At 55.9% G+C, this 10,151-nt stretch carries 8 protein-coding genes; all 8 read right to left on the bottom strand.

From position 1 onward, the window contains the following. Nucleotides 1-412: 412 nt before the first annotated feature. The 8 genes from QEH52_RS18505 to QEH52_RS18470 all read right to left on the bottom strand — a co-directional run bounded on the left by QEH52_RS18505 (nt 413) and on the right by QEH52_RS18470 (nt 9,836). A complete protein-coding gene (locus QEH52_RS18505; protein WP_308952442.1) occupies nt 413-2,950 on the bottom strand; it encodes a hypothetical protein in 2,538 nt (845 codons plus the stop codon). Then, a complete protein-coding gene (locus QEH52_RS18500; RefSeq protein ID WP_308952441.1) occupies nt 2,950-5,064 on the bottom strand; it encodes a vWA domain-containing protein in 2,115 nt (704 codons plus the stop codon). Before QEH52_RS18500 ends, QEH52_RS18505 begins: the two co-directional genes overlap by 1 nt. Beyond that, nucleotides 5,061-6,089 carry a vWA domain-containing protein gene (locus QEH52_RS18495; RefSeq protein WP_308952440.1) on the bottom strand — a complete coding sequence of 343 codons (1,029 nt, stop codon included), beginning with the start codon at nt 6,087-6,089 and terminating at the stop codon, nt 5,061-5,063. The genes QEH52_RS18500 and QEH52_RS18495 overlap by 4 nt, the downstream gene beginning before the upstream one ends. Beyond that, nucleotides 6,086-6,784, bottom strand: a complete 699-nt coding sequence (locus QEH52_RS18490) for a hypothetical protein (protein ID WP_308952439.1) — start codon at nt 6,782-6,784, stop codon at nt 6,086-6,088. Before QEH52_RS18490 ends, QEH52_RS18495 begins: the two co-directional genes overlap by 4 nt. Nucleotides 6,785-6,840: 56 nt before the next feature. Then, nucleotides 6,841-7,710 carry a DUF58 domain-containing protein gene (locus QEH52_RS18485; RefSeq protein ID WP_308952438.1) on the bottom strand — a complete coding sequence of 290 codons (870 nt, stop codon included), beginning with the start codon at nt 7,708-7,710 and terminating at the stop codon, nt 6,841-6,843. 13 nt (nt 7,711-7,723) lie between these two features. Beyond that, complete coding sequence (locus QEH52_RS18480) at nt 7,724-8,695, bottom strand: AAA family ATPase (RefSeq protein ID WP_308952437.1); 972 nt, start codon at nt 8,693-8,695, stop codon at nt 7,724-7,726. 134 nt (nt 8,696-8,829) lie between these two features. Continuing rightward, complete coding sequence (locus QEH52_RS18475) at nt 8,830-9,351, bottom strand: cob(I)yrinic acid a,c-diamide adenosyltransferase (protein ID WP_308952436.1); 522 nt, start codon at nt 9,349-9,351, stop codon at nt 8,830-8,832. A gap of 116 nt (nt 9,352-9,467) precedes the next feature. Continuing rightward, nucleotides 9,468-9,836 carry a hypothetical protein gene (locus QEH52_RS18470; protein WP_308952435.1) on the bottom strand — a complete coding sequence of 123 codons (369 nt, stop codon included), beginning with the start codon at nt 9,834-9,836 and terminating at the stop codon, nt 9,468-9,470. Nucleotides 9,837-10,151: the final 315 nt, after the last annotated feature.

Genomic DNA, 10,151 nt, shown 5'->3' with positions numbered 1-10,151 from the left:
CGCTGACGTTGAGCCTGCGTATGAATGGATAAGCGTATATGAGTTCCTATAAGCGGTCCCCAGCTATGCTGGAAATGCAGAGCATTGGGGCTTCACCTCAGTTTCTGATTTTATCCAGTTATGATGGATTGAATTTTTTTAGCCTGTAACGTTTCCATTCTAGCTTTTCAATCGGTTCAAAATTCAGCAAGTGCCAGCATGGCGTAGATTCGGCTTAGCCGACAACCGCTAATGTTCACTTATATACGCTTATATTGATTCTGTATCCGCCGATGTTGAGCCTGCACATGAATGGATAAACCTCGGTGACGAAACTTGCTGAACGCTACCCCTCATCAAGCGCCCAAATCTATTTTTTGTCTAATAGTTGAAAAAGCTAACAATGCCGCCCTAAGTCTGCGCGCGCGAGCGCTCAATCGAATTGAATGAATTGGACTGTGTTTTGGGGGACCCAGCATGTGCGCTGGTCGTTGAGCTGGATGTGGTGCCAGCCGTCGCGGGTTTCGATTAGGCTGCATTCGAGGCCGTCGTGGAGGGCTTCGTTAAAGGCGTTTGCATAGGCGTAGCTGGGACCTTTTTTGGCGTATAGGCTGTCGACGATGATACAGCCTTGGGACTGTGCCTGTAGGCTGCGTAGGCTGAGGTAGCCTGCGCTAGAAAGTAGGGCTAGAGCGAGTGCGAGATTGCATAAGTAGGCGCGGCGATGGCGGTGGCGCAGGCTATACAACAGGCTCAGCCAAAAGAGTGTGTTGCCGACTAGCACTGTGATTTTTAGCCAACTGCGGGGGATTTTTTGTAGCCAATTGCGGCTGTCGGGCACGCTGTTGAGTGCGCTGCCGCGGGCGGCGGCGAGGCTTTGGGCGAGTGCGGCATCGAAGGGGCGGAGCGCCTGGGCGGAGCGATAGGCAACGATGGCGCGTCCGAGTTCGCCGGCTTGGAACCATGCGTTGCCGGCGTTGCGCCATGCTTCGCCGCCGTGTTGATGGGTGGCGGCGAGGTTTTCAAATTTCAGAGCGGCTACTTTATAATCGGCGAGCGAGGCATCACTGCCTGCGGGGGCGGCTTGGGCCTGTGCGAAACTTTGCGCGGCGTCGTCCCATTCGCTCGCTTCGGCGCGGGGCGTGAAACTGAGTGTGAGTAGGCAGAGCACTAGGCTGAGCTGGCTGCTCCAGTGGATGATTTTTTTGGCGATGGGATCGAGCGCCTGGTAATTGGGCTGGGGGGCTTGAGAGCTAAATTGTGCGGCATCGACTGCGCGATGTATTGTACTGAGGCTGTGGATACTCTCGCGGTCGGCACCGATTTTTTCTAGGGCACGCTCGCTGTCTCCGCGGGTCCAGGCTTTTTCTCGACTGTCGAAGGTGCTGGCCATGAATTGTAAAAATGCGGGCCATTTCTCAGGCGAGTCAGCGGCGATCTTTTTGAAGTTTTTATACGCGGCGACACGGCGTGCGTACTCGGGCTGTAAGGCTCGGCGGCGACGCTCACGAACGAGGGGGCGCAGGCAAAGGAATAGGAGTGGCCCGAGGCCGAGTAGTGGCCAGAAGAGATGATTGAGCAGTTGGATGATGAGGTTGAGTGTGTCGTTCATGGGATTTTTCTGCAAATTATTCCAGATGCCCTGTGGTTGTGAACTAAGGGGCACTGCGGCGCCAGCGAAGCTGCTGATAGGGATGAATGTTTGCCCTTTGCTGGGGTGTAGCTGCAGCGGGATGGGCTGTGTCTGGATGTTTTGATAGCGACCAGTGTTGGGATCGAATGTGCGAAAGTGCAGTGCGGGAATCGCTGGGGTCGCTGTAGTGAGTGGGCGTAGACGCGTGCGGAAGAGGCTGCCCTCGGTGTGCCAGAGACGGGTGTATTGATCGTCGACTACGAAGCGTTCTCGTAGGCCTGCTTGCTGACTGAGTGGGGGCAGTTCAAGCATGCCGTGTGGGGCGTTGCTACTGACTTTAAGTTCCAGTTCAAGTAATTGTCCAATCTCGAGCTCTGTGGGCTGGGCGCTGACTTGAATCGAGACGGGCTCGAAGAGTCCGGTAAAGGGCGCCTGTTCGGGGTCGATGGGCAGGGGCAAGACTTCGATTTCTATGGCGGGCGCGGTGGTATAGACGCGGCTGTAGCGTTCGTCGGGCTCGACGGAGTCAAAGAGGCTGTTGTTAAAATGTGCTGCGTAACGCGCGAAGCTCTGTTCGGGCTTTTCTAGCACGGCGCACTCTAGCTGGGTGCTGGGTAGTGTGTAGTGCCCGGGGCGCTGGAAGCGTAAGTAGAGCGGCAGTTCGAGGGTGCCGAGGGCGCGCTCGTTGTCGGCGATCCGGCTGCGGGTGGCGATCACTCGGCGGCCGCCGATGGGCAGTCCGACTTGTTGCGCCTCCGGGGCGGTGTTGCGTGGAATGACGATGGCTAGGTCGGGATCGCTAAAGTAATCGGGAAAGAGCTTTAAGTGTTTGAGCGCGGCGGCTTGCAGGCTGCTATGCCAGCTGAGGTCGATCCGTAGCGCTTCACCGACGTAAACTTGCAGCTTTTGAGGCTTCAGCTCGAGTGACATTTGTCCGGAGCGTTGAGGCTCGCGGACGAATATTTGGATGGGTTTGCTCTTATAGTGAGTGTTTTCGGACTGGAAATCTAGCGCGGGCAAGGTAAGCACGCCAGTTTGTGTCGGGAGAAATCGGATACGTGCGCGGCTGCCTGCAGGCTCGGTTTGGGTGGCTAGCACTTCGATGTCGACGATGCGAAAGCCGTCGGATTGGCTGGGCCAGTCCTCGGGACTGGCGACCTGTTGATCGAAGTCAATCCAGAGGCTTGCGATGCGGTCGGTAAAGAAGCTTTGTTCGACTAGTTGCGGTTGAACTTGCTGGATTGCTTGCTCGGGCTCAGTTGTAGACTCTAGCTCAGTCTCTTGCGCGGATACGCAGGCTGTCAAAGAGCAGAAAAGAAGTAGGGTCCAGCGCGGCATTAGTAATCGTTCTCCACTTGAGCGGCGTTGGCGGCGGCGCGTTTTTGTTGGCGGAATTGTAGGTTGCCTTGTTCTTCCAATAAAATATCTTCGGCGGAGTAGTTGGGCTCGGGGAGTGCCTGCATTTCGGAGGCGGCGGCGAAGTCACCTTGCATGGCTTCGGAGCTGCTCATGCTCTCTTCGGAGTCTTCCATATAGTCGTAGTCTTCTTCCATCTCTTCATACTCTTCACTCTCTGAGGAGTTTTGATCGGAGTCGCTAGTCAGTTGGTCGAGAATTTCCTGAATCTTTTGTTCGATGATTTGTAAGCTATTGCGTGCGTCGAGCCAGTGCATCCAGGCTGAGAGTTGCTTGACGGCTTGTGCCTGTTGTGCCTGCACCGTGCTGAATAAGCGCAGGGGCTCGGTGAGCACGGTTTCGAAGTCTGTGAGTTCGAGTGCGGGGGGCGTGAGTTGTTGGTTGAGTGCTTCCATCTGGCTGCGGATCGCCACACTGTCGGCGATGCTGGTATTTTGTTGGGCGACCATGCTTTGCGAGAGTGGACGGACGATCTCTGCAGAGGGCTCTGGCGGGGCTGGTTTTCTGCGGACATGGTTAAAGCGGCTGGGATCGGTGGCTATCAGGCTCTGGCGCAGTTTGCTTTGTTGTGCGAGGAGCGCTTGCAAGCGTTCGATGAGTTGCTCCATCTGTGCTTGTAGGTCGGCGTCGGCCTGTGCTTGGGCTGCGATTTGCGCTTCGAGTTGGGTGATTAATTGCGCGGTGAATTCCAGTCGCTTACCGGCGCGATCGAGTTCGCTTTGGTAACGTTTGGCAGAGAGGAAGGCCAGTGTGGCGTTTTGTGCTAAGTCGAGTGCGGTTTGCGGATTCGTTTCTGCATTGGCCTGCGCGAGTTGAATCAAGCTCAGGCCACGATTGAACTGAATGGGGGCAAGCGTGCGGGGAGCGGCATCGTGGGTGCTGGCATATTCATACACTTCGCTGAACTCGTTGTGGGCGCTTTCGAAATCGCCACTGTTGAGGCTTTCGAGCGCTTGCTTGAATGCGGACTCGATGGCGGGCGAGGCGGCTGACAGCTCCTGTGGACTGCTGAGGCAGAGGGCACAGAGCCCGATCGCGAGCTGTCCGATTTGCAAACCTTGAGCGCCCCAACACTCGGAGAGTAAGAGCAGTAGCAGTGCGAGGCTGAGTAAGTAGGGAGCGGCTTCTTGATAGATGCGTAGGCCACTCTCGCTGGTATTGGCATCGACGGGGAGGTCTTGCGCGTATTCTTGATACAGTTTGCCTAGGTTGAAGGGAGCGGTGCCCACGGGGAGGTATTGAATGCGCGGGCTGGCGGCCGCCAGCTCGCGTAGCGCTTCATCGTCGAGCTGTGTGTATACGGTGCGCCCGTCTTGTTCGAGTAAGCCGCTGCCGCCTGCAGCATCATCGATCGGGATCGGGCTGCCTTGCTGTGGATCGCCGATGCCGATTAATAAGCAGTCGACGGCGCTCTCTTGTAGGCGCTCCAGCGTGCTTTCGACGCGTGAGCCGTTATCTTCGCCATCGGTGAGCAAAACTAGATCTTGCACGCCTTCGCGCTCGGCAATGAAAACTTGGTCCACAGCTTTTTCGATGGCCGATTGCACGGTGGTGCCTCCGAAATCAACAGTTCGTGGGTGGGCTTGGTCAAGCATGTAACGGACGAAGGCATAGTCGTGAGTGAGCGGGCACAGAATTGACGCGCTGCCTGCATATACGATCAGGCCGGCGCGCTGATTGCTGAACTGATCCAGCGCATCGCGGATCCCCTGCTTGGCGACCTCGAGTCGCGAGGGGGGGACGTCTTGTGCTAGCATACTACGCGAAACGTCGAGCGCGAAGACCACGTCGCGCCCGGTGCGTGAGGTGGATTCCATCCGTGGCGCGTATCCTGGCCGCGCGAGCGCGAGCACTAAGCAGACAAACGCCAATACGCGCAAGACATCGCGCAGGCGGCGATGCGTCGGGCGGCCGCCGCCCATAGCTTTAATTACAGCCAAGCGTTGTTTGCGGGCGTAGCCGAGCAAGCGCACGAGTGGGACGGTCAGGACTAAGAGCGCCAGAGCTGCTGGCCATTGAAAGACGAATTCACTCATGGCACAACGCGTAAGCTGCTTGCTTCGAGGGTTAAGGCTACAAGTAGGCTGCACATACTTAGAGCGAGTGGGAGCCAGAACCACTCTGCAATGTGATCAAACTGCTGGGTCGAAATTTTACTGCGTTCGAGTTGATCGATTTCTTGATAGACGGCTCGCAGCGATTCGGCGTTGTAGGCTTTGCGAAAAATGCCGCCGGTTTCTTGACTGATGTGCTCCAATACTTGCTCTGCGGCGTTAAGTGTTTCGGCCTCCGTGGCATCCGCTGGGCCGCCGATCGGATCGCCCAAGCTGATGGCGTAAATGCGACAGTCCCAAGCTTTAGCCAGCCCCGCCGACTCAATCGGTAGGTGAGCGCCTGAGTTATTTTCGCCGTCGGTGAGTAAAATGATGATGCGGCTTTGGATGGAATCCAGCTCACTGGGGTTGAGGCTGCCTCGCAACTCGTCGAGGCTATGTAAGCGGGCGGCCGCAATTGCAAGGGCGTCACCGTAGGCCGTGCCGTCTTCGTTGGGGCGTTCTTGTATTTCGAGTGCGCGCACGATTTGCAGCAGCGCGGAATGACCAAAGGTTAGAGGACTACGGGTGTCTGCATAGCGCGCAAAGGTGATTAAGCCGATCAAGTCATTGGGACGACCTTGCAATGTATCACCGTCGCCAGCTATGAATTGTTCGACCATGCGCTTCGCCACTTCCATACGGCTGGTTCTTTGTCCCTCAAATGTTTGAGTGCTCATGTCCATACTACTCGAAACGTCGACCAACATTTGTATGGCGATGCCCTCGGCGACTTGCACTTCGTAGGAGGAGCTGGCCTGCGGGCGGGCGAGTGCGATCAGTAGTAAAATAATGGATACATGACGCAGTGCAGGAGGTAACCAGAGCCAGCGCGCCTTGCCACGGGAAGGGACGGCCCATTGCTGTAGTGAGTCGACGGTGATCGAGCTGCGCATGCGCTGACGGCCCCGCAGCAGCCAGAGTGTCGGCAGAATCAGCAGTAAGACCCATGGGTGCTGAAAGCTCATGACTGGGCCTCCTTTTCGATCGCAGTGCGCAGGGCTTGAGGATCCGCCTGTGGCTTATAGACCGCGGCTTCCATTGCCATGCGCAGCTCAGCAGAGAAGGTGCTCGCCGGCTCCGCTAGCAGTTGTTCTATGAGGGCGACTGGAACTGTGTCGGCCTTCAATGACAGTTGCAGCTCGGTGAGGCTGGCTTTCGGGGTGCACTCACTGATAGCTGCTTTGGATTGCTGACGCAGGGCGTAGTAGAGGATGCCGAGCCCGCCGGCCGTGAGCAGTAGATAGAGCCAGAGCGAAGGCTGCCCGGCTGCTTTGAATTCGGAATCGAGCGGGAGCGCTTCGGGCGTGGGGGCGTCTTCCGTGTTTGCATAGGAGAGCACTTCGAGCTGCAGCGGTGGGAGTTCGTATTCGTTTTCAATCTCGCCTTGTTTGACTTGCGCGCGAATGCCGATCCACTCGATACTGCCAGCGCGGAGAGGTTGAAAGATCCAGACGGCGTTTTGCCAATAGATGCCTTTGCTATAGGTGATCGGGCTCTGTTGTTGTGCGACGAAATGCAGAGCTGCGAGCTTGGGTAGCTTTAGCTCGAATTCTGCGTAGTCGGCGCGCGTCATTTCAGCATGTAGCTCGACGAGATCGCCTGGGTAGCATTCTGTTTGGCTGAGTGTGAGTGTGATGCCGTGCTCACTCTTCGCTAGCACGCAGAGCGGGGACAGCGTCCAACAGAGAGTTAATATGTAGAGCCAGTAACGCATGTTCAGCCACCTGTCGCGTCGGCGCTTTGGCGTTGGCGCTGTTGGAAAAATCCAGCGAGTGCTTGCACACAATCGGCGCCGACTTGCAGGGAGAGCAGGTTCACGCCCGATTCCAGCATCTCGCGTTTTAATTGTAGGTGATGTTCCACGCCGGCTTGTGGTTGTGCTTTTAAGTCGACGATGCGCTGCTGGCCGGATTCCGCATCTTGCATACGTACCAGACTTAGGCCTGCGGCGGGATCGAAGGGCTTTTGTGCGATGTGGATTGCGTTCACGTCATGACGGCAGGCGAGGTTTTGTAGCTCCTGCGTATAGTTCTCTGTGAAAAAATCGGAGACGACAAAGACCACCGAACGCTTGCTAGCAATGTGTACGAAGCGGCCGAGTGCTTCGGTGAAATTGGTGCCGCTACCTTTCGGTTGAAAGTTAATGAGCTCATCCATGATGCGCATGGCATGGCTGCGTCCCTTAGCGGCGGGCACGATTTGTTCGATCTCGTCGCTAAAGAGAATGAGTCCGACTCGATCTTGATTTTTAATGGCAGCCATGGTCAGCAGTGCGCAGATCTCGGATACGGTTTTTGATTTATCACTGTGGCTGCCGTGTCGCATCGAGGCGGAGACATCGACTAGTAGATAAAAGAACTGCTCGCGCTCTTCCACATAGCGTTTGATGTGAGGGGTGCCCGTGCGTGCGGTGACCTTCCAATCCATGGTGCGCACATCATCGCCCGGTTGATAGGGGCGCACGTCCTCAAATTCGATACCGCGACCGCGGAAAATCGAGCGGTATTCGCCCGCTAGTAAATGCTCCACGGGGCGTCGACACTTGAGCTCAAGTAAATTGAGGCGCTGATCGAGTTCGTCTAACATGCTCGCTCCAATCCTATTCCGACACGGGCACGGCAGATAGAATTTTATCTAAGAGGTCGTCAGAGGTGATCGCTTCGGCCTCGGCGCGGTAGGAGATCGCCAGTCGGTGGCGCAGGATGTCGTGCGCGACATCTTTAACATCTTGCGGGGTCGTGTAGTCGCGTCCTTGCATGAGCGCATGGCCACGTGCGGCCAGCGATAGGTAGATGGACGCGCGCGGAGAAGCGCCGAAACGGAGATAGCGATCGAGCTCCAATTGGTAGTTGCCGGGGTGGCGGGTGGCATCGACTAAGCGGATGATGTAGCGCTCGACTTTCTCATCAATGTAGACCGCCTCTAGCTCTTTGCGCAGCTGCATGATGGCATCGATACTGAGCACAGCTTGCACTTCGGGCAGGGCCTCGGTGCGGGCCATGCGTTGCATCACGATCAGCTCATCTTCCATGGAGGGGTAGCCGACTTTGAGTTTAAACATAAAGCGATCGACTTGGGCTTCAGGCAGCATGTAAGTGCCTTCTTGCTCGATCGGGTTTTGAGTGGCGAGCACAAGGAAAGGCTTGGGGAGTGGATAGGTCTCTTTACCCAGCGTGACTTGTTTCTCTTGCATGGCCTCCAACAGGGCACTTTGGACCTTGGCGGGGGCACGGTTGATTTCGTCGGCCAATAGTAAGTTGGCAAAGATCGGCCCCTTTTCAGCGGTAAAAATGTGTTCGCGGGGGTCGTATACCAAGGTGCCAGTCAAGTCGCCCGGTAAGAGGTCGGGGGTGAATTGTATACGGCTGAAACTGGCGTCGATCGCTTTGGCTAGGCTGTTGATGGTCAATGTCTTGGCGACGCCGGGCACGCCTTCGAGTAAAACGTGGCCATTGCACAGTAGCGCTAAGAGCAGGCGATCAATGAGTGCAGCTTGGCCGACGACCAACTGGGCGATTTGTTGGCGAACTTGCTGCAGCGCATCGGATGAAGAAAGGGCGGGTGTTTGCATGATACGATTAAGAGGCTCCTTCCCAACAATGGATTGAGCCGAATCGTGCATTCAAATTTAGCTTCAAGTTAAATTCAAGGCCTAAGCCTTGTTAATACTAAAAATCGGACGTATCCCGTTTTGGGTGGAGTCTATTAAGCGTGCTCTCGGCCCATCAACCAGAGCAAATCAGCTAAGCGGTTTAGATATTGAATCAGCTCGGGGCGAACCTGAGCTCCGGATTCTTTTAAGGCTACGACGCCACGTTCACTGCGGCGGCAGGTGGTGCGGGCACTATCAAAAAATGCGTCGGCCACGGTGTCGCCAGGGAAGCTCCAGCCGCTGAATTGGATGTCTTTTTCCTTTTCATTCACCCATTCGGTCAAGCGATCAATCATAGCCGAGCTGATCGCTTGCTCCCCATATTTTTCAAGATAGCGTGCTTGGTCGGCATCGTCTGTGGCCAGTTCGCCCATGAAATTGATCAATTGCTTCTGGACAGAGAGCAGCAATTCTTTGGCCGCTGGTTGGTCTGAATGCGCTCTGCAAAGACCGATGGCGGAGGTGAGTTCGTCGATCCGTCCATAGGTCATCACTCGGGGGTGTGTTTTAGGAACCCGCTTATTAAAAAGTAGGGCAGTGGTGCCGTCGTCGCCTCGTTTAGTTGCAATGCTCATGCTTCGCTAGTGAACAGATCTCTTGCTGTGCAGCAAGGGCATTTCGCGCGTGCTGACCGGGACTGGCTCAGAGGCTGGGCAGTTTAAGCTCCGCAAATCCTCAGCAATCGCTTTGCTTATATATTGAGGATTTGCTGCGCTTCGGTGAAGCTTTCTTGGATGATCTTGAGGGCTTCCATGGTGGAGACAATGGTGAGCCAGGTGATCAGTAGCAGAGCCACGGTGATGGCTATTTTCCAGCCACGGCGCAAGGTCGGGTGCCACCAAATTAGCGGCAGCCCCAGTGGGCCCACGCAGGCGAGAATGAAGATTAGAAAGGCCTTCTGGAAATACCACTTCTGTGCCGGCGGGAGCTCTTGGGCTGTCTGTAGGTGCGTGTTAGAATGCGTGTTGGGACGTGTATGACCGTCTAAGAATTCGCCACAATGCTTGCATTTAATGGCAGCATCTTGAATCTCTTCAGCACAAAAAGGGCATAATTTCATTACCCGCAATGTCAGCGACTATGTCGCAGCGAGCCAACTATAAAATGCGCAGTGGCTCCGAGGTGACGAGCCCCCGGTTCAGAGAACCGAGGATACGCGTGGTTTAAAGCTGCGAAGGAATGCGTAGCCTCAAAACTCCGTTTTGGGGAACGTGCTGCTGGGCTTCCCACTTCTCACTTCCTACTGACTACTGGCCCGCAGGGCCTCCGGCCCCGGTTCAGAGAACCGAGGATACGCGTGGTTTAAAGCTGCGAAGGAAGGGGTAGCCTCAAAACTCCGTTTTGGGGAACGTGCTGCTGGTCTCACCACTTCTCA

This window comes from Thalassobacterium maritimum (assembly GCF_031127805.1).
GTDB lineage: Bacteria > Verrucomicrobiota > Verrucomicrobiia > Opitutales > Coraliomargaritaceae > Thalassobacterium > Thalassobacterium maritimum.
This window is presented reverse-complemented; position numbering and strand designations above follow the sequence as displayed.